The organism is Paenibacillus lautus NBRC 15380 (assembly GCF_004000945.1).
Lineage (GTDB): Bacteria > Bacillota > Bacilli > Paenibacillales > Paenibacillaceae > Paenibacillus_AQ > Paenibacillus_AQ lautus.
The window spans coordinates 46,485-71,689 of the sequence record NZ_BIMF01000024.1; the positions used below are offsets into that span (position 1 = coordinate 46,485).

29 protein-coding genes are annotated in these 25,205 nt (G+C 50.1%); 21 read left to right on the plus strand and 8 right to left on the minus strand.

Going from position 1 to position 25,205, the window contains the following annotated elements; genetic code table 11:
- Positions 1 to 13 precede the first annotated feature (13 nt).
- The 13 genes from PLA01S_RS27555 (at position 14) to PLA01S_RS27610 (ending at position 9,990) form a co-directional block, all read left to right on the plus strand.
- Positions 14 to 1,624: an ATP-binding protein gene (locus PLA01S_RS27555; protein WP_127595044.1), complete on the plus strand. Its 1,611-nt coding sequence runs from the start codon at positions 14 to 16 to the stop codon at positions 1,622 to 1,624.
- Complete coding sequence (locus PLA01S_RS27560) at positions 1,602 to 2,288, plus strand: response regulator (RefSeq protein WP_100539559.1); 687 nt, start codon at positions 1,602 to 1,604, stop codon at positions 2,286 to 2,288. Before PLA01S_RS27555 ends, PLA01S_RS27560 begins: the two co-directional genes overlap by 23 nt.
- 109 nt (positions 2,289 to 2,397) lie before the next feature.
- The gene (locus tag PLA01S_RS27565) at positions 2,398 to 3,057 is read left to right on the plus strand and encodes an HAD family hydrolase (RefSeq protein ID WP_127595046.1); all 660 of its coding nucleotides are present in this window, start codon (positions 2,398 to 2,400) and stop codon (positions 3,055 to 3,057) included.
- 84 nt (positions 3,058 to 3,141) lie between these two features.
- Positions 3,142 to 3,555, plus strand: coding sequence for a hypothetical protein (locus PLA01S_RS27570; RefSeq protein WP_127595048.1), 414 nt, complete (start codon positions 3,142 to 3,144; stop codon positions 3,553 to 3,555).
- 305 nt (positions 3,556 to 3,860) lie between these two features.
- Entirely contained in the window at positions 3,861 to 4,967 is a 1,107-nt protein-coding gene (locus PLA01S_RS27575) for a VanZ family protein (protein WP_127595050.1), read from the plus strand.
- Between the two features lie 2 nt (positions 4,968 to 4,969).
- Positions 4,970 to 5,689, plus strand: coding sequence for a cytochrome c oxidase subunit 3 family protein (locus tag PLA01S_RS27580; protein ID WP_246059883.1), 720 nt, complete (start codon positions 4,970 to 4,972; stop codon positions 5,687 to 5,689).
- Between the two features lie 40 nt (positions 5,690 to 5,729).
- Positions 5,730 to 6,206 (plus strand): hypothetical protein, encoded by a 477-nt coding sequence (locus tag PLA01S_RS27585; RefSeq protein WP_127595052.1) that lies wholly within the window; start codon positions 5,730 to 5,732, stop codon positions 6,204 to 6,206.
- Between the two features lie 188 nt (positions 6,207 to 6,394).
- Positions 6,395 to 6,856, plus strand: coding sequence for an NUDIX domain-containing protein (locus tag PLA01S_RS27590; RefSeq protein WP_127595054.1), 462 nt, complete (start codon positions 6,395 to 6,397; stop codon positions 6,854 to 6,856).
- Between the two features lie 70 nt (positions 6,857 to 6,926).
- Positions 6,927 to 7,130, plus strand: a complete 204-nt coding sequence (locus tag PLA01S_RS27595; protein WP_009595662.1) for a DUF4177 domain-containing protein — start codon at positions 6,927 to 6,929, stop codon at positions 7,128 to 7,130.
- A gap of 25 nt (positions 7,131 to 7,155) precedes the next feature.
- Positions 7,156 to 7,905, plus strand: coding sequence for a DUF3891 family protein (locus PLA01S_RS27600; protein ID WP_127595056.1), 750 nt, complete (start codon positions 7,156 to 7,158; stop codon positions 7,903 to 7,905).
- A gap of 104 nt (positions 7,906 to 8,009) precedes the next feature.
- Positions 8,010 to 8,186: a hypothetical protein gene (locus PLA01S_RS32160; protein ID WP_009595674.1), complete on the plus strand. Its 177-nt coding sequence runs from the start codon at positions 8,010 to 8,012 to the stop codon at positions 8,184 to 8,186.
- Positions 8,187 to 8,513: 327 nt separating this feature from the next.
- Positions 8,514 to 8,708, plus strand: coding sequence for a hypothetical protein (locus PLA01S_RS27605; RefSeq protein ID WP_127595058.1), 195 nt, complete (start codon positions 8,514 to 8,516; stop codon positions 8,706 to 8,708).
- Between the two features lie 262 nt (positions 8,709 to 8,970).
- Complete coding sequence (locus PLA01S_RS27610; protein WP_127595118.1) at positions 8,971 to 9,990, plus strand: serine hydrolase domain-containing protein; 1,020 nt, start codon at positions 8,971 to 8,973, stop codon at positions 9,988 to 9,990.
- Positions 9,991 to 10,075: 85 nt separating this feature from the next.
- Here PLA01S_RS27610 and PLA01S_RS27615 read toward each other — a convergent pair whose 3' ends face one another.
- The 8 genes from PLA01S_RS27615 to PLA01S_RS27650 form a co-directional block, all read right to left on the minus strand.
- Positions 10,076 to 10,528, minus strand: a complete 453-nt coding sequence (locus PLA01S_RS27615; protein ID WP_127595060.1) for a hypothetical protein — start codon at positions 10,526 to 10,528, stop codon at positions 10,076 to 10,078.
- 59 nt (positions 10,529 to 10,587) lie between these two features.
- Positions 10,588 to 11,277, minus strand: coding sequence for a hypothetical protein (locus tag PLA01S_RS27620; RefSeq protein ID WP_127595062.1), 690 nt, complete (start codon positions 11,275 to 11,277; stop codon positions 10,588 to 10,590).
- Positions 11,270 to 12,148: an ATP-binding cassette domain-containing protein gene (locus PLA01S_RS27625; RefSeq protein ID WP_127595064.1), complete on the minus strand. Its 879-nt coding sequence runs from the start codon at positions 12,146 to 12,148 to the stop codon at positions 11,270 to 11,272. The genes PLA01S_RS27620 and PLA01S_RS27625 overlap by 8 nt, the downstream gene beginning before the upstream one ends.
- Positions 12,149 to 12,159: 11 nt before the next feature.
- A complete protein-coding gene (locus PLA01S_RS27630; RefSeq protein ID WP_076326172.1) occupies positions 12,160 to 12,522 on the minus strand; it encodes a GntR family transcriptional regulator in 363 nt (120 codons plus the stop codon).
- A gap of 171 nt (positions 12,523 to 12,693) precedes the next feature.
- A complete protein-coding gene (locus PLA01S_RS27635; RefSeq protein ID WP_127595066.1) occupies positions 12,694 to 13,305 on the minus strand; it encodes a response regulator transcription factor in 612 nt (203 codons plus the stop codon).
- On the minus strand, positions 13,238 to 14,467 hold the full coding sequence (locus PLA01S_RS27640; protein ID WP_127595068.1) for a sensor histidine kinase: 1,230 nt from the start codon (positions 14,465 to 14,467) through the stop codon (positions 13,238 to 13,240). The genes PLA01S_RS27635 and PLA01S_RS27640 overlap by 68 nt, the downstream gene beginning before the upstream one ends.
- Before the next feature lie 20 nt (positions 14,468 to 14,487).
- Complete coding sequence (locus PLA01S_RS27645) at positions 14,488 to 15,234, minus strand: ABC transporter permease (protein ID WP_127595070.1); 747 nt, start codon at positions 15,232 to 15,234, stop codon at positions 14,488 to 14,490.
- 2 nt (positions 15,235 to 15,236) lie between these two features.
- Complete coding sequence (locus tag PLA01S_RS27650; protein ID WP_127595072.1) at positions 15,237 to 16,160, minus strand: ABC transporter ATP-binding protein; 924 nt, start codon at positions 16,158 to 16,160, stop codon at positions 15,237 to 15,239.
- Positions 16,161 to 16,470: 310 nt separating this feature from the next.
- Here PLA01S_RS27650 and PLA01S_RS27655 point away from each other — a divergent pair, with 310 nt between their 5' ends.
- The 8 genes from PLA01S_RS27655 (at position 16,471) to PLA01S_RS27690 (ending at position 24,689) form a co-directional block, all read left to right on the plus strand.
- A complete protein-coding gene (locus PLA01S_RS27655; protein ID WP_098741335.1) occupies positions 16,471 to 17,421 on the plus strand; it encodes an ROK family glucokinase in 951 nt (316 codons plus the stop codon).
- Between the two features lie 52 nt (positions 17,422 to 17,473).
- Positions 17,474 to 18,382, plus strand: a complete 909-nt coding sequence (gene rapZ, locus PLA01S_RS27660) for an RNase adapter RapZ (protein ID WP_071219481.1) — start codon at positions 17,474 to 17,476, stop codon at positions 18,380 to 18,382.
- A gap of 18 nt (positions 18,383 to 18,400) precedes the next feature.
- Positions 18,401 to 19,381 carry a gluconeogenesis morphogenetic factor MgfK gene (gene mgfK / locus PLA01S_RS27665; RefSeq protein ID WP_098741336.1) on the plus strand — a complete coding sequence of 327 codons (981 nt, stop codon included), beginning with the start codon at positions 18,401 to 18,403 and terminating at the stop codon, positions 19,379 to 19,381.
- A gap of 5 nt (positions 19,382 to 19,386) precedes the next feature.
- On the plus strand, positions 19,387 to 20,316 hold the full coding sequence (gene whiA, locus PLA01S_RS27670) for a DNA-binding protein WhiA (RefSeq protein WP_127595074.1): 930 nt from the start codon (positions 19,387 to 19,389) through the stop codon (positions 20,314 to 20,316).
- 102 nt (positions 20,317 to 20,418) lie between these two features.
- Positions 20,419 to 20,688 carry an HPr family phosphocarrier protein gene (locus PLA01S_RS27675; RefSeq protein WP_006207570.1) on the plus strand — a complete coding sequence of 90 codons (270 nt, stop codon included), beginning with the start codon at positions 20,419 to 20,421 and terminating at the stop codon, positions 20,686 to 20,688.
- A gap of 403 nt (positions 20,689 to 21,091) precedes the next feature.
- Positions 21,092 to 22,900, plus strand: a complete 1,809-nt coding sequence (locus PLA01S_RS27680) for an ABC transporter ATP-binding protein (RefSeq protein ID WP_127595076.1) — start codon at positions 21,092 to 21,094, stop codon at positions 22,898 to 22,900.
- 29 nt (positions 22,901 to 22,929) lie between these two features.
- Complete coding sequence (locus PLA01S_RS27685) at positions 22,930 to 23,610, plus strand: response regulator transcription factor (RefSeq protein ID WP_127595078.1); 681 nt, start codon at positions 22,930 to 22,932, stop codon at positions 23,608 to 23,610.
- Positions 23,610 to 24,689: a HAMP domain-containing sensor histidine kinase gene (locus PLA01S_RS27690; protein WP_127595080.1), complete on the plus strand. Its 1,080-nt coding sequence runs from the start codon at positions 23,610 to 23,612 to the stop codon at positions 24,687 to 24,689. Before PLA01S_RS27685 ends, PLA01S_RS27690 begins: the two co-directional genes overlap by 1 nt.
- The last annotated feature ends 516 nt before the right edge of the window (positions 24,690 to 25,205 follow it).

Genomic DNA, 25,205 nt, shown 5'->3' on the forward strand with positions numbered 1-25,205 from the left:
TGGGGGAGATTGAATGCGTTTACAGACGAGGCTTATTCTGCTTATTGGCACCCTGTTGTTTGCCGTCATTGTCGCCTTGACCTTCAGTTTTGAGCGACTGCTCGTAACGACGCTGGAGAAGAGCATCGGCGCTTCGGCATTAAAGCTGGCAAAGGCCGTGGCGGAAATGGACGTCATTCAGGATGCGTTCGAGGAGGAGAACCCGTCTGCCATTATTCAGCCCGTCGTGGAGGAAATCCGGCTGGAGACAGACGCCGAGTATATCGTCATCGGTAACCGTGAAGGGATCCGGTATGCGCATCCTATTGCCGATCGGATCGGCAAAGAGATGGTCGGAGGCGACAACGGCCCGGTATTGGAGGGCATGAGCATCATATCGAAGGCGAATGGCTCCATGGGGCCCTCGCTCCGGGGGAAGACGCCGATTTACAATGACAAGAACGAAATCATCGGCATCGTATCGGTCGGCATTCTAATGAGAGATATCGAGACATCGGCACAATCGTACCGCAATCGAGTCCTGTTCTTTGCGGGAATTGCATTAATCCTGGGGTGCGGCGGCGCTATATGGATATCCTCCAGCGTCAAGCGATCCATTCACGGGCTGGAGCCGAAGGAAATCGGCTTATTGTACCAAGAGAAACGCGCGATTCTGGAAACGATTCATGAAGGCATTATCGCCGTTAATCGAGAGGGCATGGTAACCCTGGCCAACCATACAGCGATGATGCTGATTGATCCGGCGGAGCGAAGGGCGATCGCCGGGCAGTATATTCAGGATGTCATCCCGGGCACCCGATTGCTGGAGGTTATGCAGACCGGGGTAGCGGAGAAGGATCAGGAGATGGTCATTAACGATCATGCGGTTGTGGTGAACCGGCTGCCTATCTATGATCATGAACATCGGATTGTAGGGGCAGTCTCCAGCTTCCGCAATAAATCCGAGCTTCTGCACCTGACCGAAGAGCTTACGCAGGTGAAGAGATATACGGAAGCACTGCGCGCGCAGACGCATGAATATTCCAACAAGCTCTATACGATTTACGGTCTGATTCAGCTGGAATCATATCAGGAGGCGATGGATCTGATTACGCATGAGACCGATGTGCATCAGAATCTCATTCAATTTCTGCTGCAAGAGATACCGGACCCTATCATCGGTGGCATTCTCATCGGAAAGTTTAATCGCGGAAGCGAGTTGAGAGTGAAGGTGGAGATCGACCGGAGCAGTTCCTTCAAAGACATCCCCGGTCATATTAGCCGGAACCAGCTGGTCACCATTATCGGTAATCTGATCGACAACGCCATGGAGGCGGCCTTGGGATCCAAATCGGATAACAGATGGGTAAGAGTAGAGTTACACGACAAGGATCATGAATTAATGATCGAAGTATCCGACAGCGGGAACGGTATTGCCGAGAATGATACGGATCGTTTGTTTGAGCTGGGTTACTCCACCAAAGGGGAGCACAATCGGGGCTTTGGCCTATCTATCGTTAACGGGACCGTACAGCAATTGCATGGTATGATTGCTTACCGTAACGCACCAGAGAGCGGGGCGGTATTCACGGTCAAGATTCCAAAAACAAGGGGGGATATCCATGATTCGGGTCGCAATCATTGAGGATGATGTGCGCATTGCCAGCATTAACCAACGGTTCGTAGAGAAGGTAGAGGGCTTCGAGGTCGTCGGCATTGCAACGGATCGGGCCCAGGCGCATGAGCAGCTGGACATTCTGGCACCTGATCTGGTGCTGCTGGATTTGTATTTTCCGGATATGTCGGGACTGGATCTGCTGCAGCATATACAGTGGGGATATCCGAATACCGATGTTATTATCATAACAGCAGCCAAGGAATTCGATACGGTGCGGGAGGCGATTCGCGGCGGGGTGTATGATTTCATGATCAAGCCGGTGGTCTTCGACCGTTTCCAGGAGAAGCTGAAAGCCTACCGGAAATATTACGAGCAGATGAAGCAGCTCGGCGGTGCGAACAAGCAGATCGACCAACAGGGCATCGACCAGCTGTTATGGCGTTCCGGCGAACGAATGGACAAAGAGACGTATTTTCCGAAAGGCATCGATAAGCTGACAAGCGAGAAGATCCTGTCCTACATCGAGGAGTCGGAGGATGTGTGGACCGCGGAGGAGCTGGGTAAGCGCGGCGGCTTTAGCCGTACTACTGCTAGGAGGTACCTGGAGTACTTCGTAGAGAAAGGCGTGCTGATAGCGGATATTTCATACGGCACGGTAGGCAGGCCGGAACGGGTGTACCGGAGAGCGTAGGGTTAAATAACCGGATGCGAGACTGGGATATTCCGCCTAGACTTGCAGCTGCATATCGCTTGGATCCTTTCCTTGGATTCGAAATTTATAGAAAGGAGGGATTGACGCGATGATTACCACCGTTGTTTTTGATTTGGACGGGACGCTGCTTGACCGCGACACGTCATTGGTTCATTTCGTTCAAGATCAGTATGATCGTCTAGCGCTCCATGACGGTTTAGTTGTGGGCAGAGATGAGTACGTAAGACGGTTTGTCGAGCTTGATCGTAGAGGTTATGTATGGAAGGATCAGGTATATCGGCAGCTAACCGAGGAGTTTGCGCTCCCCCTCGGTTGGGAAGCTCTGCTGCGGGATTACATATCCGAGTTCCATCATCATTGCGTCGGTTTCCCCCATTTGCATGAAATGTTAGCTTACTTGAGGAGTAAAGGGATAAAGCTCGGACTGATCTCCAATGGGTACGGCGATTTTCAATACAGCAATATCAGGGGACTTGGCATTGAGCCTTATTTTGATATTATCACGATTTCGGAGTGGGAAGGTTTACGTAAGCCGGATCCTAGGATTTTTCTCCATACATTACATCGGCTTGAATCAAAGGCCGAAGAATCGATCTATGTTGGAGACCATCCGGACAATGACGTAACCGCAAGCCGGCGTATCGGCATGAAGGGCATCTGGAAGCGAGATCCCCATTATGATCAGGACTTCGCTAAGGATGGGGAGATTACCGATTTGCTTGAAATCACCCATTATTTAAAAAGTTGAACAACCATTTCATTCTTTCACTCGTTATCATTTATATAAGCCGAATCGAGATAACCGGTTGTTCTGCGTGAGGAGGGTGTCCCCGTGAATCGAAATAAAGCCATGACCTTTATAGGCAAGGGTGAGAAGTGGAAAGCGACTTATGCCATTACCCATCAGGATAAGGTCAATGCGAAGTTTACCGTGTTTCAGGATTCGCTTGGCGGAAAGCTGAAGCTGCAGTACTTAGGAAAGGAACTCCTCGACCATGGCAAGGTAGACTATCGGCTGGAAGATATGACGGGCTACTCCATGGAAGGCAGAATTGTCGTGGGGATCGATCATGCTGCCATGAAGGAAACCAAGGGGAAGCTGGATTTGGAGCATCTGCTCGATATGATGAACCCAAACAAGGTTCTAACCCTAAAGATTGAGTGGAACGGGCACCGTGAAGAGTTTAAGCTGGGGCTTCCCCGGAAGATCAGCTTTGGAAAAGCGGTCCGTAAGCGGAAGGAATAGCGGGATTTCATGGAAGCAAGACAGGGGCCGACCCTCCCATCATCACTTACGCGTAAGGCGGGCATGACGACCACATTATTCCAATGACATTGCATCAAATGCTTTTTGCATATGGTGATCCTGCCCACACTGTTGGTGTGGGTTATTCGGTTTTGGGCTGTAGCCATAACCCCCGGATTAACAACAGGGCCGATGATGACGCGGGTGTGCCTTTTTTAAACGCATTTTAAACGAAGGAATCCCCGTCATTTAAACTTGATCCTGTAACTTATAAGTAGAACATCACAGAGGGAGTGAACGAAAGCATGCTGGAAGCCTACCTGTTTCCAATATCTTATGCATTTTTAACCTTTCCCATAGCGGCTTTGCTGTGCGCAGTTCCCTTTCTGATTGTGCAGTATCGCAAATATGGTTATTTTAATAAATTCCGGGGATTTCTGCTGTATCTATTTCTGCTCTACATGATGAACGCAGTGTATCTGGTGCTCCTTCCTTTGCCTGCCTCGCGGCATAATGCTCCGATGAATGTAGCCTCGGTTATGCAGTGGATTCCGCTGAATTTTATACAAGACATATTGAAAGAGACCAAGGTGGTATGGGGCGAGCCATCGACTTACATGCATTTGTTGAAGGAAAGAGCCTTCTTGCAGGTCGTGTTTAACGTATTTCTCGTGGTTCCGTTCGGCATGTTCCTTCGTTATTATGCGCGGGCGTCCTGGGTTGTTTGTCTGGCTGCCTCATTTGGCTTGTCGCTGTTCTTCGAGGTAACCCAGGTAACCGGCATTTACGGCTTCTATGATCACCCTTACCGATTGTTTGACGTGGACGATCTGCTGATGAATACCCTGGGCGGAATGATGGGCCTTGTGCTTGCGGATTGGATGAAAAATCACCTGCCCCGCCTGGATCGTTTGGATGACAAGGTGGATCTGTCGCAGAAGAGGGTCAGTTATACGCGCCGGGCCATTGCTTTTGGCATAGATGCAGCGGTCATGCTACCGACCATTGGCGTGCTGACCGTGATGAACGTGAGGGGTGCATACTTCTTTGCCGTGATTTTATATTATATCGTGCTGCCTTATATGATGCAGGGGCAGACGCTGGGGAAATGGGTCGTCCGGGTCCAGATCCGCGGAGCAGGCGAACATCTGAAGCTGAAGGAAGTGATTGTGCGCAACGGCCTGCTGTATGTGGTATGGGGCGGGTTCCATGCCTTGCTCATTACGGTTAATGTCACCGGCTCTCATGTCCTGCTTGCGATGTATGCGCTGGGGATATTGCTGCTGGACGGCGTTGTGTTCATTCATGTGCTGTTATGTCTCATCCATCGTGACCGGAAGCTGCTGCATGAAGCCAAGAGTGGAACAAGGCTCGCGATCGTGGAGAATAAACCCGTGCATAAGGCGGATTAAAGTTGGTTACCACAGGTCTTCTTATTTGTTATAATGTGGAAAATGGGTTTGTCAAGGAGGAGATACAACTGAAAGGCAAAATCCTCTCCATTTCTGCCATCGTCCTGGGTCTGCTCTTTATTTCCAACCAGCATCTGGGCTATTCGTTCGGGGATGATCTGTTTCGCTGGTCAGGGATCTCTCCATGGACTAAGCAAGGCAATTATGGGCTTCATCTGCCCGTTATCGCAGGTCTTATCTTATTGACGATCGGCATCCTGTGGGTAACGCGTATTTATCGCCCACGTTATCCGAAGATCATGAGCAGGGTGATGTTCGGCTGCGTCGCATGGATCGTTGTTTTTCCATTCGTATCGGAGTCCGTCATGTTTGTGGCGAACTTCAATTCGAGCGGAATATCCACCGTCGCCTATTCCAAAAAAGACAGCAAATGCGACTATCGTACAGAGAACGAGGCTATTCGGGCACGCTGCCAGATTCAAATTTACAGTTACGGCACTGAGCGGCAGGTTACGGTACGCCCGCTTAGCGTGGATGTTGGCGGAAGGATGGTTGATTTCGAGCCTAAGGTGGTTACGGTTCGGCCGCGAGGGGTGGTGCAGGTCCATGAAACCTTTGAGGGTTTCTTGGAACAGCCTGACTCTTCCTACAGGATGTCAGGTGGAACGAACGAGCCGGGCATCGAGCTGATCGTCGATGGGAGAAGCAAGCAGGTGAAATAGCCATCCGGTTCTACAGATAACATGAATTGTGGGGTGAACCATGGTCGATATTCGCCGTGCGGGTCGGCTTATGCAAATATCGCTGGTCACGCTGCTGTTGCTGGTGATTTGTTCATCGCCCGCTGCGGTTGCTTCCTGGGCATATCCATTTGTCGTGAATGGCGGGAAGATTTTTGTTGTGTCAGAGGACCGCGTGGATGAGTCCACTCTTGGAGACGTGGTGGGGAAGGTCACCTACCATACGGATCAGGAAGGGACCTACGGCGGCAACTTCTCTAATATTTACCCAAAGGGAACGAAATACTATGCCATCCAAGGAATCGCTCCTGAATCCGCCATCGCGGTTGAGACGCAGGAAGGTTATGTCATGGCTCGTTATGAGGGTGAGTATGGCGGGTCTCGTGTTCCGTGGGAAGTCATCAAGAATTGGATTGCGGCGGGACTGATCCTGCTGATTGTTGTGTGGGTGGCTGCCGTTGTTCGAAAGAAGCGGGTGAGTGGCTCATATAGGCGCTAGATGCTTCGGGAGCTGGGCAGACATATTCACGATGCGCAATAATACAGCCGGTATTCTTTGAGTATGCTCATAGGACACCGGCTTGTTATATACATGTATCTGTGCGGGTTGCAGCTTGGCCTATGGAGGATTTATATTTGCTACAATAGAAAATAGAACTAGAAACCGATACGATAAGGAGCCAGCCCATGAAACCGATACGAAACTCGGCCAAGGCCGTTATTATGCGGAATCATCAAATTCTTCTAACGAAAAACGCAGACCATTTGGGGGATTTCTATCTGTTCCCTGGCGGCGGGCAAGAAAAGGGGGAAACCTTGGTTGAGGCCGTGGTCAGAGAGTGCCTGGAGGAAATCGGGCGCAAGGTCGAGGTTCAAGATCTGCTGCATGTCCGTGAATACATAGGGTCCAACCACGAGTTCGCGGAATGGGATTTCGACGTGCACCAAGTGGAGTTTTATTTTGAATGCCGTTTGGCGGACGAGGGGGACCTGTTTCAAGGACATAACCCGGATGAATATCAGGTGGGTGTGGAATGGATCGATCTGTCCGCATTGGATGAGATTCGAGTATACCCTCGCTCCCTGGTCAAGCCACTTCAGGATAAGGCTGCGCGCCCCGTGGTTTGCTATGTTGGGGATACGAACTGATTTTTGTCTGCAGGTTGGAAGGTCGCGAGGTTTGTTGTCAAAATCAATGGGATAACGGAGGATGCCGACTATGGATCAATGGGAATACAAAACGCTGAAATACAAAACCGGAGGATTCCTTGGGGGTAAAGTGAACGAGGAGGAATTCGAGGATTTACTGAACAGTTACGGGATTGACGGCTGGGAATTGATCTCGTGTTTCGATACGAGCGTGCATCAAGGCCAGTCCAGAGATATTATTGCCGTGATGAAGCGAAAAGCGTATCTGGGGTAAGACCGAATCGAAGGGAGAGAATCGGATGATCATTCGCGAGACGGAAGATGCTTTTGTTATGACGACCCAGGACGACCATGGCCGCTTCTCGGGCGATGTGGCCCGGGGCTTTCGAAGAGATCTGTTTATGGATGAGACGGTATGGGAAGAAGTACTGCTGGCTATAACCGAGCATGACCGCGCCTGGATTCGGATGGATGATACGCCGATCTGGAATGATGCAAGCCGGACTCCGTTCACTTTTATCGATTATCCGGTCATGCCGAAAATGCTAATGTATACCAAGGGCGTTGATGAGATCGAAGCGATGAGTCCTTATGCAGGGTATCTCTGCAGCCTTCATTTTGCGTCATTTATGAAAAATGCGTCCGAAGCGCCGCTGGTGGAATTCTACCATGATGAGTTGGATCGGCAAAAACGGCTGCGTGATCACTTTCCATTTCCCGATGAAGATGTGGTTCACAGGCAGTTTGGCCTGCTGCAGCTGTGCGATGATATCTCGCTCTATGTAAACATGAATGCACCCGGTGTTTCCAAGGATCAGGAGCATCCTTGGTTTAAAGAGGGCTTCGATATGTCGATCGATGGGGAACGGGTTATGGCGGCATGGGCAAGCGAGCACGAGATTCAATTGAGTCCGTTTCTGTTCGAACAGGCATGGTCGGCTTCGGTGAAGTGGAAATATGTGTTGAAGGCGAAGATTGCTGAACAGGGAGTGGCCAAGGCATTTGACGATGCGGCGTGGACGGAGCAGACGGTTAATTTTGTACCGTAAGTTCATATAAACGATCATACTTCATAAGCAAAAATATGATATGATCACCACAGTGGTTTATAGACTGGACAGATTTGATTCTGTAGGAATGTAGAGGATGAATAATGAAGAAAAAGGAATTTTTGATCGTTGCGCTGCTTAATTTTTTGGCCGCGATAGCGTTCTTGGTGGTCGTTTTCATTACGGATCGAAGCTCTTGGCAATGGGGATTTGGAATCGTTTCACTGTTGTTTGCGATTGGTGGAGTAGGGAATTTGGTATTGCATGCCAAGAACAAGTAAAACCTCCTTCGCAGGGCTTATTGGCTTAGTATTAGGATCAATTGTTATAAAGAATAAGAATGAAGTATAGGACAGGGAGCTGCAGGCTTCCTGTTTTTATGTTGGCACGGAGCAACTTTGCAATGGAGGAGCGGAGGGATGAGATGGAATATAAATCATTTATGCCTTTACTTGTTATCGCATTTATGTGATAATATTCACAAATAAATGAACATTAATAAAGTACTCATGGATAGGATCCGTGAGGATTCCGTCCATAAGACATGTTAAACGATAAAGAAATGCTTAGATGTCGATGTTGTCTTTCCAAGTAAAGGAGCGTTATTCATGAGGAATAATGGGAATTGTGTCAGCTGCGGCGGCGAGGTATACCCTGCCTCTAACCGATGCGCTCAATGCGGAATGCTGCAGACGTCCGGTCCAACCAAGCACAGATTCATGCTGCAGGTTGCTTCGATGATTGGTGCCGGGCTGCTTATTTTTGCGGTCCCGGTGATCCTGCTGATGATGTGGAGACATTAGGATAGAAGCGAATACATTTTATAATCCCCACTAGAAGACTGTGATCGAAGCGTTCATCTCATCAAGTGATGAATTCGACATGGTTGGCAGGAGGGGTTTTTTTCATGGTTGGGGCAGCGCAGGCCTAATGAAATCTCCTATGGAGCTTCAACCTTCATTCCGGACATAAGGGGGGAATATTTCATTATACTGATCTTGTACCAAGACCCTCATCCAGAATCATGTTAAAATACCCCTAACCAGATAAAGGATGGGGTTCGTGATGATACATAAAATGAAGGAATTTGCCGCAAGTATCCGTTTTTCGGGAGCTGTGCTCGTAACAGATGAAAATGACAACATCGTATGGGACGGTGCCTTTGGTTATTCAAACCGGGCCGATCGCATCCCGAATCAAGCAGACACCAGGTTTGGCATTGCCTCAGGCTGTAAGCTGTTTACCGCTATTGCGGTTTGTCAGCTTATCGAACAGGGTAAGCTATCGCTGGACATCAAGCTAAGCGATTGTCTGGATATTTCGCTGCCTCATTTTAGCCCGGAGATTACCATTTTGCATTTGCTAAGCCACAGCTCGGGTATTCCGGATTATTTTGATGAAGAGATCATGGATGACTTTGAGGATCTGTGGAAGGCGGTTCCCATGTATACACTCCGGAACGGAAGGGATTTCCTTCCTCTGTTCCAGGATGAGCGCATGAAATTTCAGCCCGGTGAAAGATTTCATTACAACAATGCAGGATTTGTGGTGCTTGGCCTGATCGTTGAGCAGCATGCCGGAATGCCGTTTCGCGACTATGTTCAGCAGTTTGTTTTTGAGCCGTGCGGCATGCAGGATTCGGGATATTTCCCGTTGGATCGTCTACCCGCAAATACGGCTTACGGGTATATCGATGAGGAAGACGGCACGTGGAGAACGAACCAGTATGCCATTCCGATTCAGGGTTATGCCGATGGCGGGGCGTATGTGACGGCACCGGACATGGTGAAGTTATGGGGATCGCTTATGAATAACACGCTGCTCACCGCATCCATGACGGAGAAGCTGCTGGCTTCACATATGTACGTTTCGGACAGTGATCTGCATTATGGGCTTGGCGTGTGGATTACCAAGAAAAATGAGGATGTGTTTAAATACCACGTCATGGGTTATGACCCGGGTGTGAATTTTCGGTCTGCCTATTATCCGGCCACCGGTCATACCCTTGTAGTGGCTTCCAATGCCGGTGGTGGCGCTTTTGAAATGATGCAGTTCATCGAGGAAGAATGGTTGAAGCGAGCTTGACCTACATGAAACAGCCCCAGGCCTTGAATAGGCCAGGGGCTGTTGTTCTGTTGATCCCAAGATCAAGCCGGTGTTGGTGGGTTGGTTACGTTTCAGCTTTGAAGTACCGATTCGCCGCGGGTCTGAACATAAAAATCAAGGCTGCAACAACGGCGATAATATGAAGGGTACGGCTGGAGGCAAATAGTATGGAAATATTGTCTGCATTAGCGAAGGCGTCCCAAAGGGAACCTCCTGTAATGAGCCATTTGATGGGGTCAATGATTAGGGAGAGAATGCCAAACCCGCCTAAAAACAAAGCCAGTGCGATACGCGCCCAATTATTACCCCGAAGCATTCTGAACATGATGTAAACAAGGACAGCGAACATCATCGTTCGTGCTGCGACTTGAATGAGAATACCGACAATTCCAGCACCCGTTAGGCTGGATATCGAATCGATGACAGCCAGGGTCATCTCGAATACCCCTGCACCAATGGCAATGATCCATAACAGAAAGGACTGGAACACTTCATGGGGGACAGCATCCTTTTTCAAGATCCATCATTCCTTTCGTGCTAGAGTGATCCATTAACGCGTTGTTAGGGGAAACAAGCTTAAGCGATGGTGCGTCTGGCCGTGAACCACCAGCCTCCTGCCAGCAGAACGAGGGAGACGATCAGCGTGAGTCCGAGTCCTTGCAGCAGCGAATCGTTGAAGAGAAGGGCCAGCAAGCCATCAGCCAGCGTATGCCGAAGTGAAGGAATGGATGTAAAGATAGGGATTGCCGCAATAAATACCACCCAGACCACCCAGCCCAGTACATGACGCAGACCGGAGAACAGCAGATTCAGTAACGAAATAAGAAGCAGGTAAGCACCGAATTGATAGAAGAACATGCCAACGATTCCGAATTGATTCCACCCAAAGATTTCAAGGATGTTGAAGGTATTCTCATATTGTCGTATAAAGCCGATCTCCACCTGAAGCCAGATGATATTGAGGACAGCAAAGATGGCGGACCAAAGGGAGTAAACCAGGAGCATGCCAAAATAATATTCTTTTCGAGTAGCTCCTAAATTCATCACCCGCCGGAACAAGCTTGCCGGGAGTACACTGCCTACAAATAACAGGAGCACCGTAAGGAGGTTGGCCGCAGACACCTGCGTATTCTCCGAACTGTCTCCAAGAGACAGGCTTACGATAACATTTGCAATCATACTAATCGCAACGGTGCCGAGCATCACCAAGAGATAAGGTCGAAGCTGAAGAAATGAAGCCCTCATGAGCGCGGTGGTTTTATTCAATGGATTGCCCTCCTTCGATTAAATAGGAGAAAAACTTTTGCAGCGGTAAACCGTCAATAGCAATACCAAGCTTGTTGGCTTGTGCACGGTCTGCTTCATGAATGGCTCCATATATCGCGGTTAAGGAACCCTTACCGTAAGATTCTTTATAGATCACGTGACGATCCTTCGTAAATTGTTCGACTTGCTCCTGATTCCCGGTCAACAGATGGGAATTGGCGCGGATATGGTCAACATCGTCATGCAATAACATAGCGCCGGAATCCATGATATAGACTTTCTCAACGACGGTTGCGATCTCATCAATCAGATGGGTCGAGAGCAGGATGGTCCGGGGATGATTGGCATAATCCTCAACCAGGACGCGATAAAATTTCTCTCGCATGAGCACATCCAATCCCAGCACCGGTTCATCAAATACGGTGATCGGGGCCCGGCTGGCCAGACCGATTATGTTTCCGACCAGAGATTCCATACCCCGTGATAGCTGGCGGATTTTTTTGTCCGGGTTCAGCTTGAATGTCTTCAGCAGGCTCTGGGCATAGTCCCAATCCCAGTTCTCGTGAAAGGCCGAAGCCAGGCGCAACACATCCATCACCTTGGCACCGCCGAAGAACAAATTTTTCTCTCTGACGTAGCAGATTCCTTTGGGAGTTTCCCCGCTCTTAAGCGTTACCCCCGAAACTTGAATACTGCCATAGTCGGGAAAAGATCCGCCGGTCATCATATTAAGCAGCGTAGTCTTTCCGGCGCCATTGCGGCCCAGCAGACCATAGATCGTATTCTCTTCCAGCTGGAGCTCCAGATTTCGGACCGCTTCCGTACGCCCGTAACTCTTGCTCAGATTGGAACAGGTAAGTATTGCGTTCATCTGCTCATCTCCTATCTCTTTTGTTTGATCATTTCAATAACATCCTCGGTGGTCAATTCAAGCTTTTCGGCTTCATCAAGCAGCTTCAATACGAGTTCGTTGTAAAACCGATCCTGTCGCTTGGTCAATATGATCTGTTTGGCATCTGCTGCAACAAACATGCCCAGCCCCCTTTTCTTGTACAAAATCCCTTCATTGACAAGCAGGGCAATGCCTTTTACAGCTGTTGCGGGATTGACCTGAAAAGTACTCGCGAACTGCGACATCGAGATAATCTGATCATCCGCTTGGTATGTCCCGTTCAATATGTCATCTTCAATCATATCTGCGATTTGCTGAAAAATCGGCTGTCCTTCGTCAAACCTGGAATTCATGATATCACCCTGTCGGTATGTTAGTCTTGTAACATACTATAATGCCGGATGGGAGGATGTGTCAATCAAAAAGAAAAAAACAGACCCAAATGGGCCTGTTTGCGCTGTGAAATACAAAAGCCCTCGTCTCTTCAAGACGAGGGTAAGGTGTGTGATCAAGCTGCAAGGAGGCTATATCCAGCCCTTCTCTTCCGCCATCGAGATGGCCTCGATCCGGTTCTTGGCATTCAGCTTGCTTAAAATCTCGGACATATAGTTGCGGACCGTCCCGTAGGACAAGTGGAGCTTCGACGCAATTTCATTGGAGCTGTTCCCGTCTGCAGCCAACCGCAGCACTTCCCGTTCGCGTTCGGTCAGCGGATTGGCACCCGCACCCGAAAGCGTACCGAATACGAGCTCAGGGGAGACCTCCCGCCGCCCATCCATTACCTGGCGGATGGCTTCTGCCAGCCGTTCACTGGGCTCGTCCTTAAGCAGGTATCCCTGAACTCCCGCCTGCACGGCCCGCTCGAAATAACCGGGTCTGGCAAACGTGGTAAGGATGATGACCCGGCTGGCATAACCGCGCAGCTTCACTTCCTCCGCCACTTCGAGACCGCTGCGCGCAGGCATTTCGATATCGAGCAGGCATACATCGGGTTGATGCAAAGCAATCAGGGATAGAGCTTCATTGCCGTCGCCGGCTTGACCAATCACATCAATATCGTCTTCAAAATCAAGCAAGGAAGCCAGAGCGCCGCGCAGCATTCGCTGATCCTCGGCGATCAGCACTTTGATGCTCATGGGATGTGTCCTCCTTCCGGTTCTTGATGATGATCGGAACACGAATGTCTAATATCGTGCCTTGTTGGTCGGAGCTGGCCTCAACGGTGCCCCCGATGAGGGACAATCGCTCCACCATGCCTTTCAGGCCATTACTATTGGAAGAGGACGCATCCTCTTCCTTGCATTGAAGACCAACTCCATTGTCGGCCACCTCAAGACGCCACTCATTATCAAGCGACTCGATGGCAATCCGGCACTGGCTTGCTTGGCTGTGCTTCACCACATTGGTTACGGCCTCCCGCAAGCAGAGACTCAGAATATTGTGGGCCAGGTCGGATATTCCCTCCAGCTTTGGATCACCGGTGCAGATAAACCGGATATCGGCACTCTCCAGAATGATCTGGGCCTCTACCAATTCCTCGGGCAAGGTGGCGGTCCGCATATCGGATACCAGCTCACGCACTTGGCGCAGCGCCGCGCGCGAGGTGTTCTGAATCTCTCGGGCCTCCAATTGGGCTTTCTCGGGATCCTTCATTGCCAGCTTCTCGACAAGCTGGCTCTTCAACGTGATGAGGGAGAGGGTATGCCCCAAGGTGTCATGAAGATCCCTGGCGATGCGCATCCGCTCTTCGCCTTTAATCAGATTGCGAATCTGCTCGTTAGCCTGCGCGAGCTCCTTCTCCAACTCTTGTCGCCGGTTCAGTGAGCGGATACCGAAGGGTGAGAATAGCATGATGAGAAAGAAAGGAATCATAAAGACCAGATCCTTCCATCCCAGCATGCTCGCGTTTTTGATTAAAGGAACGGTCTCGATGATGCCAAACAGCACAAGGGATATCGTGAATTTGCGCCGGTCGGTATACCAGCCGATGAAATTGGCAGTAAAGAAACCCATGTACATATAGGTTGGGTGGTACCACATACAGAGGATAAAAATGATGGACATTTGAATGCCGAGCCACCAGAAAAAACGAGGCGTTCCAGCGGCGAAGTAAAGCTGGCGGTACGTGACGAGAAACAAGGCAATAAGCGTAAAGCCGATCCCCATCTTCCATCCTTGTTCGCTCATCATGTTGATCACGGGCAGGGATATATAAATGAGCCATAAATAGGGGAAAAACCCCAATTGAGTTGGAAACACCTCAAACCCTGCAGATTTCGCGTCTTTCAATTTTTTCATAAAGCCATCATCCTATCCCCTTAATCGGCTTGTTGTTTTTTCCGAATATAGGTGGATAGTAACATAAATACTACCAAATATCCTGTCAAAACCATGAAATTATCCAAGCCCGGCGCTTCTCCGCGCACGATCGACCAGGCACCCCCGCCGAAATGGTAGGAGGGCATCCACTTGCCGATAGCTTGCATAATAGAAGGCATCGCCTCGATCGGGAACCACATCCCGCCCGTCACGGCCAGCCCTAAGTAAATGCCGTTGCTGACGCCGCTTGCCGTATCGACCCGCTTCATGGAGCCGATCAGGGTGCCGATGGCAAGAAACGGAACGGATGCGATCAGAATCCACAGTCCGCTGAGCAGCCATTGTCCGAAGGTGAGGGAGACGCCATTAATCAGATAGCCGGCTACGAAAATCACGATGATACAGAGCAGATGCATGACCGTCTGCACAAACATTTTGCCAAAGAAATACACGCTGCCGGGAAGCGGCGTAACCCGCATATAAACGGCCCAGCCCTGCACTCTCTCTTGCACGAGGCGAATGCCGAGCGACATGATGGCGGTGCCCATAACACTGAAGGATGCCATCGACATGAGATAATGCGCCTGCCATTGTCCGGTATCGTCGGCCCCCGTATTCACGACCCGTGTAAAGATGAAATAGAACAGAATCGGCATAGCAAGCGACCAGAAAATATAATATGGATTGCGTACCATCCGCAGCAGTTCCATCCTGCACTGTATGGCCATCAGTTTCCAGGTTGTCATGATTATACGGCCTCCCCTTGATTCATCGTTAATTGGTCGAATGCTTCATCCAGGCTACCTTGATCGATACGGACGTCACGTACAGCCAGCCCGGCCCGGAACAGAGCCGCTAGTGCCGTGTCGGTGTCATCAGTTACAGCGTTCAGCCGACCGTTCAGTTCATATACATCCGTTACGCCGGGAACCTCCTGAAGCAGCTCCTTGACCTGCTGGTGGTCCGCATCGACGATAAAGGAGAGCGACCTTCGGGTCAGCTTAGCCTTGATAGCATCCGGCGTGCCGTCTGCAGCAACCTGACCTTGGTGGAACAGCAGAATGCGGTCAGCCATATCGTCAGCCTCTTGCAGGTAATGCGTGGTAAACAGAATCGTTTTGCCCTGATCGGCAAGCTTGCGTACCGTCTGCCAGAATAACCGGCGTGCCGATGTATCCAGGCCGACCGTGGGTTCATCGAAAAATAACAGCTCAGGGTTCCCCGCAATTGCCAGTGCAAAGCTGAGCTTGCGTTTTTGGCCGCCGGACATTTTGACGGCCCATTTGTTAAGCTCTTCCGTTGTGAGCCCGCTAAGCAGGGCGATGTCCGACAGTGACAGCGGGTTCGGATAGTAGCCGCGAATGAGATTGATGATTTCACGCGTGCGGAGCCCGTCCATGACGCTCACCTCTTGAAGCATGGCGCCGATCTTCTCGCGGACCTTCAAGTCCTTCGGGCTTCGACCGAACAGGAGGACCTCGCCTTCGCTGGCGTCCTTCAGACCGAGCATCATGGAGATGGCGGTTGATTTACCTGCTCCGTTTGGCCCGAGAATGGCCGTGATAGATCCTTTTTCTATCGTAAACGACACTTGGTTGACTGCTTTTTTGCTTCCGAACATTTTGGTTACCTGCCGCAGTTCTGCAATAGGTTCATGGATTGGTTTTGACATGGTATCGCTCCTTTGTCATCGAAATGATCTGAATTCATCATACGAAAGCGAAGGAATACCCGTTAGTAAAGGATGTCATCACTTCGGAGTGACATTTGTCATGTGTGATCTGATGAAGGATAGAGGAGGTTTGATTATGAACAAATAAGGGCGGTTTCGAGGTTGTTTGTATGCGCTTACATTGGCGCGATTAAAGGTCTGCTTACGGTTTCCCGTCACGTTGTCTTCTCTTGACCGCAGGAGTGCCTTCAATTATAGTGGGTACAGTAGGAGCAATCTATAATATAGAAGGAAAAAGGTGGCTTGAAACATGTCTGAGAACATCTACGTCGGTGTCGATCTGGGCGGAACAGCAATTAAAGTTGGAATTTGCAACGAAGAAGGGCATCTTCTGCATAAGTATGAGGGGCCGACGGAAACAGCCAAAGGCGTTGACACGGTTATTGACAACATTGAGAAATATGTACGTCACATTGTAGAAGAATCGCCATACAGCTGGGATCAACTTGCTGGTGTGGGAGCTGGATTCGCCGGCTTTACGAATATTCGTGAAGGCATCATTATTCTGGCACCGAATGTAGGATTTAAAGATGTACCGATTCGCGCACTGCTTGAAGAGCGTCTCGGCAAGCCCGTCAAAATAGACAACGACGCCAATGTGGCAGCATTGGGTGAAGCGTGGAGCGGCTCAGGCCGCGGCGTTGAGAACTGCGTATGCTACACGCTGGGTACCGGCGTCGGCGGTGGCATTATTATTAACGGCAAGATTTATCAGGGTTTCGGCGGCATGGCTGGCGAGCTTGGACATATCTCGGTTGTGCCGGACTTGGAAGCGATTCAATGCGGATGCGGTGAAATGGGCTGCCTGGAGACGGTTTCGTCGGCAACCGGCATTATCCGCATGGCGAAGGATGCCGTAGAGCGTGGCGACCGTACTTCCCTTGCACATGTAGAGAGCATTGCGGCGAAGGAAGTGTTTGATGCTGCAAAAGCCGGCGATGAAGTTGCCATTCGGATCGTGAATCGCGCAGCTTATTACCTGGGCAAATCCATGGCAGCCGTTGCGGCCGTGTTGAATCCGGAAGCCTTTATTATCGGCGGCGGCGTATCCAAAGCCGGCGACATTCTGTTTAACGAAGTCCGCGCTGTATTTGCGAAGCTGACACCAGAGCCGCTTCAGCGAGGTGTACGCATCGTTCCGGCTGAGCTTGGCAACGATGCCGGCGTTGTAGGCGCTGCTGGTCTGCATTTGCGTTCGTAGTCATTATTCACCATACATCGTCTGATCTAAACTTATAAGGGAGGGAAAGCTGATGCTGGAAGCAGCCAACCGCGGCAGCAACACATCATCCATGGCCACCCTGATCATCATCACCGGGATGTCGGGAGCAGGTAAGACCTTGGCCGTACAAAGTCTGGAGGATCTTGGATTTTTTTGCGTCGATAATCTGCCTCCGGTGCTCATTCCCAAATTCGCGGAGCTGATCGATCAATCCAAGGGTAAGATCGGCAAGGTTGCATTGGTCATCGACCTGCGTGGCCGCGAATTTTTCACGGCTCTATCAGAGTCTCTGAGTTACATCAAGGATCACTTTACCATCCATTGCGAGATTCTGTTCCTCGATGCAACGGATTCCGTGCTTGTTCAACGTTACAAGGAAAGCCGCCGCCGCCATCCGCTCGCTCCGGAAGGCATGCCGCTCGACGGTATTAGGTTGGAGCGCAAAATGTTGGATGAGCTAAAGAATTCGGCCACTCAGGTGATCGACACCAGCAATATGAAGCCTGTGCGATTGAAGGAGAAGATTATCTCACGCTTCACACATCTGGAGAGCAGCACGTTATCGGTAAATATCACATCCTTTGGGTTTAAATACGGTATTCCGATTGACGCTGATCTGGTGTTTGATGTGCGCTTTCTGCCCAACCCGCACTATGTTGAGCAGCTGCGCCCCAATACCGGTCAGAACAGTGATGTATATGAATACGTGATGAAATGGCCGGAGACGCAGGCTTTTCTAACCAAACTGCTCGATATGCTGCATTTCTTGATCCCGCAGTATCGGAAGGAAGGCAAAAGCCAGGTTATTATCGGCATCGGCTGTACCGGCGGGAAGCACCGCTCCGTTGCGATAGCGGAATACCTTGGCAAAATGCTGGGCGTTAGCGAAACGGAGACGGTATCTGTGAGTCACCGTGATTCTGATCGGGATCGGCATTAATTAAGGGAAGTGATAAATGTGGCTGTGCAAGCTAGAAAGCGTCCCCGCATCGTGGTGATGGGTGGAGGAACCGGGCTGTCCGTTATGCTGCGGGGACTCAAGGAAAAGCCGCTCGATATTACGGCCATCGTTACCGTCGCTGATGATGGGGGAAGCTCCGGCATACTGCGTAGCGAATTGCAGATGCCGCCCCCGGGAGATATTCGAAATGTACTTACAGCGCTTGCTGATGTGGAGCCGCTGTTATCCGATATATTGAAATACCGTTTTAAGAATGGCTCGGGACTGGCCGGGCACAGCCTCGGCAATTTAATCTTGGCTGCCATGACGGATTTGCACGGTGATTTTGTCACGGCAGTCAAGGAGATGAGCCGGGTTTTTGTTGTTCGTGGACAGGTGCTGCCTGCGGCGGGTGAAGCTGTTATTTTGCATGCGGAGATGGAGGACGGTTCCATTGTGACCGGTGAATCCAAAATCCCGGAGGCTGGACAGCGAATTAAGCGGATCTTCTTGGAGCCGGAGCATGTCGAGCCGCTGCCGGAGGCGCTGGAGGCGATTCAGCAGGCCGATGCGATTCTGATCGGTCCGGGAAGCCTGTATACCAGTATTTTGCCCAATTTGCTTGTTCCCAAGCTTGCTGAAGCCATCGTATCCTCTGAGGCGATCAAAATGTTCGTGTGCAATGTGATGACGCAGCCTGGAGAAACCGATAATTATACGGTGAGCGATCATTTGCAGGCCGTTTACGACCATATTGGTCTTCATCTGTTCGATTATGTTATTGTAAATGATGGAGAAATCCCGCCTCAGGTTCAGGATAAGTATGCCCAGAAGGGTGCAAAGCCCGTGTTCCTGGATCGTGATGAGGTGACCAGCAGAGGGTACAAACTCATTGCAGATAAGCTTGTGCTATTTAGAACATACTTAAGGCATGACGCTGACAAGCTGAGCAACCATATTTTTCAGCTGGTACAGGATTGGATTACACGAAAGGGGTGAGTACCTTGTCCTTTGCGGCACAGACGAAGAAAGAACTGACAATGATCGAAAGCCAGAACTGCTGTGAAAAAGCCGAGCTGTCCGCGCTCATTCGGATGAACGGTTCTGTTCAGCTTTCGAACAAAAAGGTAATCCTGGATATTTCAACGGAAAATGCCGCGATTGCAAGACGTATTTATTCCTTAATTAAGAGGCATTTCCAGGCGCATACTGAACTTTTGGTGCGTAAAAAAATGCGTTTGAAGAAGAATAACGTATATATCGTTCGTATTCCCGCCCAGGTTCAGGAGATACTTAAAGAACTGCGCATCGTTTCCGAAGGCTTTCTGTTTCAATCGCGGATTGATAAACAAATCGTTCGCAAAAATTGCTGTAAACGCGCCTATTTGCGCGGTGCCTTTATGGCTGGCGGTTCAGTGAACAATCCCGAGGGATCTTCGTACCATCTGGAAATTGCCTCAATGTATGAAGAGCACTGCCAGTCCCTGGTGGATCTGGCGAATGAATTTCATCTGAACGCACGTTGCATCGAGCGGAAGAAAGGCTTTATCTTCTACATTAAGGAAGGCGAGAAAATTATCGAATTCCTCAATCTGATCGGTGCCCACCAGGCATTGTTCAAGTTCGAGGATGTCCGGATTATGCGGGATATGCGCAACTCGGTAAACCGGATCGTCAACTGCGAGACCGCCAACCTGAACAAAACGATCGGCGCGGCCGTCCGGCAGATCGAGAACATCAAGCTGCTCCAAAAGGAAATGGGTCTTGAGAATTTGCCCGATAAACTGCGGGAAGTGGCGGAAATTCGGCTGGCTCATCCGGACATGAATCTGAAGGAAGTCGGCGAGCTGCTTAAAGGAACCGTCAGCAAATCCGGCGTCAATCACCGTCTGCGCAAAATCGATGAATTGGCCGAAAAGATTCGGAATGGGTAAGAATTTTTTCTTCTAGTGTCCTGTATGGTAAAATGGTATAATATTATAAAATGTCAATCGCGCTTTCAATGCAGCAGATTTATTAGATAGGGGGTAATTTTCATGACAAAGCACCCGGTAGTCGTTCGGTTAAAGACGGGTCTTCACGCCAGACCGGCCGCGCTGTTCGTTCAGGAAGCGAATAAATACTCATCTGAAATCTTCGTTGAAAAAGATGATAAAAAAGTAAATGCCAAAAGTATCATGGGAATTATGAGCCTTGCGATCAGCTCTGGTACGGAAGTTTACATTAGTGCTGAGGGAGCCGACGCGGAGCAAGCGGTTACTTCACTCGTGAACTTGGTGAGCAAAGAGGAACTCGAGAACCAATAAGGGTAACCGTGATTGAAGTTTAAGAAAAGTCTTGTTACTGCAAGGCTTTTTTTGCTATCAAGTTCTTGTTGCTGTGATTCTCGCTAGTTTTTCGCGTACATAAGAATAGATTTCGAGAAGGGGCGGAGATATCCGCCCTTTTTGTACATCGTGCACACTGCTCCCTGTGCGCACGGTGCGTGGTCCGGGGCATGCTTGGATGGCTATTTACTATATACTGGAATATATATGTTTTTTGGGAGCCCCGCAAAGTATTTGGAATAAGCACCGTAGCATAGTCTCCACTTATGGGGTTGTTTTAGGTTGTTTTCCCAAAAGTAAGACTTCGTTTAACTTCAGTTTAACTTGTTGATATATTCTTTCCTTACAGACAATAAACAGGGATGGAAGGGAAGAGGAAACGATGAGAGAAACGGATCATTCTTCTATACAGGAAATAGCGCAGGAAAAGCTGGCCGGCAGCAGCAAAGCAGGTTCACAGGCCTTCTTCCGGTTGTTGAAAGAAACGAAACCTCCGATGCTGCTGCTGATTGGAGCCATCCTGCTAAATGTGGTATCAACCCTGGTCGGACTTGTCATTCCGATGTTTACGAAGAGCCTGGTGGATGGCTTCTCCTTAACGGATATGAATTCTTCCCATATCATCGGGCTTGGAATCGCGTTTGTGGTGCAGACGATTGCCGCCGGGGTTTCGATTTTCTTGCTAAGCTATACCGGACAGAAGATGGTGGCTGCTCTTAGGGAACGGCTGTGGAAAAAGCTGCTTGTGCTGCCGATCCGCTATTTTGATCATAACCGTTCAGGGGAATCGGTCAGTCGTATGACGAATGATACAGGCGTGATCAAAAGTCTCATATCGGACCATGTGGCCGGATTTTTCAGCGGGATTATCTCCATTGTCGGTTCCATTGGGGTGCTCCTCTATTTAAACTGGAAGATGACGCTGACAATGTTCATCGTCATTCCGATTGCAGCGCTGATCCTTGTGCCGCTTGGCAAGAAAATGTATAAAATATCGCTTGGCATGCAAGACGAGACGGCTACGTTTACGGCGAATATCAGTCAGGTGCTGTCGGAGATTCGCCTGGTTAAAGCTTCTAACGCTGAGGACAGAGAGTATGAGAATGGGCATAAAGGTATCACCAATCTGCTGAATTTCGGGATCAAGGAAGGCGTGGTATCCGCCTGGATCGCACCGCTGATGTCCTTCGTGCTGATGATGCTGCTGGTGGTTGTCATCGGGTATGGCGGACTTCAGGTATCGACAGGGGCACTGACCGCTGGTGAGCTGGTTGCGTTTATTCTGTATCTGATTCAGATCGTGATGCCGATGACGCAGTTGACGACGTTTTTTACCCAGTTTCAGAAGGCCAAAGGAGCAACGGAGCGAATATTGGAAACCCTGGATGCAGAGGAAGAGTCCATTTCGGCAGGTAGCGATGTGGTGAACGCGAATCAGCGGGTGTCCATCGAGAATCTTTCGTTTGGTTACAAGCCGGATGAGCTGGTACTGCATGATATCAGCTTTCAGATGGAGCCGGGCACGGTCACGGCAGTGGTGGGCCCGAGTGGCGGCGGTAAAACGACGCTGTTCTCCATGCTGGAGCGTTTTTACCTTCCACAAAAAGGACAGATCCGATTGGGCAAAACGGCGATTGATACGTTCTCTTTACGCTCATGGCGCGGATTGATCGGTTATGTCTCACAGGATAGTCCCATGATCGCGGGAACCATCCGTGACAACTTATGTTATGGGATGGACCGGGAAGTGAGCGATGGGGAGATCCGAAGAGCGGCAGAAATGGCCTACGCCGATGGATTTATCGACGAGCTGCCTCATGGTTTTGATACGGATGTGGGTGAACGGGGCGTGAAGCTCTCCGGGGGACAGCGGCAGCGGATTGCCATCGCCAGAGCCCTGCTGCGGGATCCGAAGATTCTGATGCTGGACGAAGCCACCTCCAGCCTGGACAGCCGTTCCGAGATTGAAGTGCAGAAGGCGCTTAAGAACCTGATGGCTGGACGGACAACAATTATTATTGCGCACCGGTTATCCACGGTTGTAGGAGCGGATCAAATTATTTTCATTGAAAAAGGAACCGTAACCGGACGGGGAACGCATGATGAATTGATTGAGCAGCATGATATGTATAGAGAGTTTGCCGTGCAGCAGCTGCAGATGAATGAAACGGTCGAGCCTAAGGGCGCCTAGAAGATGCTGGGGAAGAAGGGATGGTCACCGTGGCAAAAATATTGGTAGTGGACGACGACCCGAATATCCGCGAACTCATAAAGGTGTTCTTGGAGGAAGCGGGGATGGAAGGGGTGTTCGAAGCCTCGGACGGCGTTGAGGCCTTGTCCGTCATGGATCAGACATCCGTCGATCTGGTCGTGATGGATATCATGATGCCGAATATGGACGGATGGGAGTTATGCCGGGAGATCCGGAGGAACACCGGTATTCCGGTGCTGATGCTGACGGCCAAAGGGGAAACGAGACAGATTGTGAAGGGCTTTGAGCTGGGCACCGACGATTATCTGGTGAAGCCCTTCGAGCCCGCGGAGCTCGTCGTGCGCGTCAAAGCGCTGCTGAAGCGGTATCAGGTAGCCGCATCACAGACGGTGACCATCGGCAAGCTGCAGATGAACCGCAGAACCTATGAGGTCAAGGCGGGGGATGAGGTCTTTACCCTGCCGCTGAAGGAGTTCGAGCTGCTCTTCAAGCTGGCCAGTTACCCGGGGAGCACATTGCCGCGCGACCGGCTGATCGAGGATATTTGGGGTTATGACTTTGAAGGGAACGAACGCACGCTGGACGTTCACGTGAATCGGCTCCGGGAGCGATTCCCGGAGGAGAAGTACCGGTTCAGGATTCGAACGGTGCGCGGGCTGGGATATCGCCTGGAAGCAGGTGAGGGCTGATGAGAAAAACGCCTAAAATCTTGTGGAAGATCGTTCGAGAAACGCTTCAGACGATCTTGGTCTTCGCGGTCTTGGGAGCGTCATGGACAGCGGCGACCTATGTGACTCGGTTTGTTTACACCTGGACGGGAACCCCGCCGTGGGATTATGTCATCCAGCTGATCGATTTGTTTGTCGGCGTGATCATCTTCTTCCTGTGCATGCTGGTCGTGGGCATGTTCTTCAAGCACCGGCAAATGGCCATGCTGAATTCCATTACGGATGCCATGCGCCGGATATCGCAGGGGGACTTCAATGTAAAGATGAACGAAAATGAATGGCGCGGGGAGTTCAAGATGATCGCGAGCGGCATTAACGACATGGCCGGCGAATTGGGGCGGATGGAGACCATGCGTCAGGATTTCATCTCTAATGTGTCCCATGAAATCCAATCCCCGCTTACTTCGATTCGGGGGTTTGCCCGAGCGCTCCGAAATCCCCGCCTCACGGAGGAGAAGAGAGCCCGTTACCTGGAGATTATCGAAGGAGAGAGCTGCCGCTTGTCGCAGCTGAGTGACAATCTGTTAAAGCTGTCATCCCTGGAAGGAGAGCAACCGGCATTCGAAAGGGCGCGTTACCGGCTCGACGGGCAGCTGCGTGCGGTCGTGTTGGCGAATGAACCGCAATGGCTGGCGAAGCGGATTCAGGTGGATCTGGACCTCGCTGAGGTAGAGATTGAGGCCACGGAGGATCTGCTGAGTCAAGTGTGGACCAATTTGCTGCACAACAGCATCAAATTTACGCCCGAAGACGGCATGATCACGATTGTGCTGAAAGCAGGGGAAGACGGGGCCAAGGTTACGATAACGGATACGGGAGTCGGGATGTCGGAGTCGGATCAGCTGCATATATTCGAACGCTTCTACAAAGCGGATAAATCGCGCAATCGCGCCGCTGGCGGCAGCGGGCTGGGATTATCCATCGTGAAGCGGATCGTCGATATACATCAGGGAAAGATAACGGTCCAATCCGAGCTAGGAAAGGGATCTATTTTTACCGTGATGGTGCCTTATAAGCGATCTCTGGATACGAAGCATTGATTGAGCGTGAGAATGAATATAAAGATTGTGCATGAAGATTGGATATGAAGATTGGATGGAATTAATGCAAGTAATACATGCGAATTGAAGTGGGAGCAGTAATGCAAGTAATGCGAGTGAATGCAAGTGAAAGTAGTAATGCAAGCAATGCGAGTGAATGCAAGTGAAGGTAGTAATGCAAGCAATGTGTGTGAATGCAAGTGGAAGCAGTAATGCAAGTAATACATGTGAATGCAAGTGGATGCGAGTGAAAGTAGTAATGCAAAGAATGCATGTGAAGGCAGTAATACAAGTAATACATGTGTATGCAAGTAATGCAAGTGAGAGCAGCAATACAAGCAATACAAGCATTCCCTGGTAATCTTGCGAATTTAAACGGACACAAAGGACCTTATTTACTCCAAATTAAGGCCCTATTTAAAATTAACGGACACCAGAGCCGTTATTTTAGGATTTGCTTAGGGAAATCCTTCCTTTTCGAGAAATAACGGATCCTTGGTCCGGTAGCTTGCGGAA

Bases quoted from the DNA above. Each gene is read 5' to 3' on its own strand.
- PLA01S_RS27555 (WP_127595044.1), top strand. From the start codon at position 14: ATGCGTTTACAGACGAGGCTTATTCTGCTTATTGGCACCCTGTTGTTT.
- PLA01S_RS27560 (WP_100539559.1), top strand. From the start codon at position 1,602: ATGATTCGGGTCGCAATCATTGAGGATGATGTGCGCATTGCCAGCATT.
- PLA01S_RS27565 (WP_127595046.1), top strand. From the start codon at position 2,398: ATGATTACCACCGTTGTTTTTGATTTGGACGGGACGCTGCTTGACCGC.
- PLA01S_RS27575 (WP_127595050.1), top strand. From the start codon at position 3,861: ATGCTGGAAGCCTACCTGTTTCCAATATCTTATGCATTTTTAACCTTT.
- PLA01S_RS27585 (WP_127595052.1), top strand. From the start codon at position 5,730: ATGGTCGATATTCGCCGTGCGGGTCGGCTTATGCAAATATCGCTGGTC.
- PLA01S_RS27590 (WP_127595054.1), top strand. From the start codon at position 6,395: ATGAAACCGATACGAAACTCGGCCAAGGCCGTTATTATGCGGAATCAT.
- PLA01S_RS27595 (WP_009595662.1), top strand. From the start codon at position 6,927: ATGGATCAATGGGAATACAAAACGCTGAAATACAAAACCGGAGGATTC.
- PLA01S_RS27600 (WP_127595056.1), top strand. From the start codon at position 7,156: ATGATCATTCGCGAGACGGAAGATGCTTTTGTTATGACGACCCAGGAC.
- PLA01S_RS32160 (WP_009595674.1), top strand. From the start codon at position 8,010: ATGAAGAAAAAGGAATTTTTGATCGTTGCGCTGCTTAATTTTTTGGCC.
- PLA01S_RS27605 (WP_127595058.1), top strand. From the start codon at position 8,514: ATGAGGAATAATGGGAATTGTGTCAGCTGCGGCGGCGAGGTATACCCT.
- PLA01S_RS27610 (WP_127595118.1), top strand. From the start codon at position 8,971: ATGATACATAAAATGAAGGAATTTGCCGCAAGTATCCGTTTTTCGGGA.
- PLA01S_RS27625 (WP_127595064.1), bottom strand. From the start codon at position 12,148: ATGAACGCAATACTTACCTGTTCCAATCTGAGCAAGAGTTACGGGCGT.
- PLA01S_RS27630 (WP_076326172.1), bottom strand. From the start codon at position 12,522: ATGAATTCCAGGTTTGACGAAGGACAGCCGATTTTTCAGCAAATCGCA.
- PLA01S_RS27635 (WP_127595066.1), bottom strand. From the start codon at position 13,305: ATGAGCATCAAAGTGCTGATCGCCGAGGATCAGCGAATGCTGCGCGGC.
- PLA01S_RS27640 (WP_127595068.1), bottom strand. From the start codon at position 14,467: ATGAAAAAATTGAAAGACGCGAAATCTGCAGGGTTTGAGGTGTTTCCA.
- PLA01S_RS27645 (WP_127595070.1), bottom strand. From the start codon at position 15,234: ATGACAACCTGGAAACTGATGGCCATACAGTGCAGGATGGAACTGCTG.
- PLA01S_RS27650 (WP_127595072.1), bottom strand. From the start codon at position 16,160: ATGTCAAAACCAATCCATGAACCTATTGCAGAACTGCGGCAGGTAACC.
- PLA01S_RS27655 (WP_098741335.1), top strand. From the start codon at position 16,471: ATGTCTGAGAACATCTACGTCGGTGTCGATCTGGGCGGAACAGCAATT.
- rapZ (WP_071219481.1), top strand. From the start codon at position 17,474: ATGCTGGAAGCAGCCAACCGCGGCAGCAACACATCATCCATGGCCACC.
- PLA01S_RS27675 (WP_006207570.1), top strand. From the start codon at position 20,419: ATGACAAAGCACCCGGTAGTCGTTCGGTTAAAGACGGGTCTTCACGCC.
- PLA01S_RS27680 (WP_127595076.1), top strand. From the start codon at position 21,092: ATGAGAGAAACGGATCATTCTTCTATACAGGAAATAGCGCAGGAAAAG.
- PLA01S_RS27690 (WP_127595080.1), top strand. From the start codon at position 23,610: ATGAGAAAAACGCCTAAAATCTTGTGGAAGATCGTTCGAGAAACGCTT.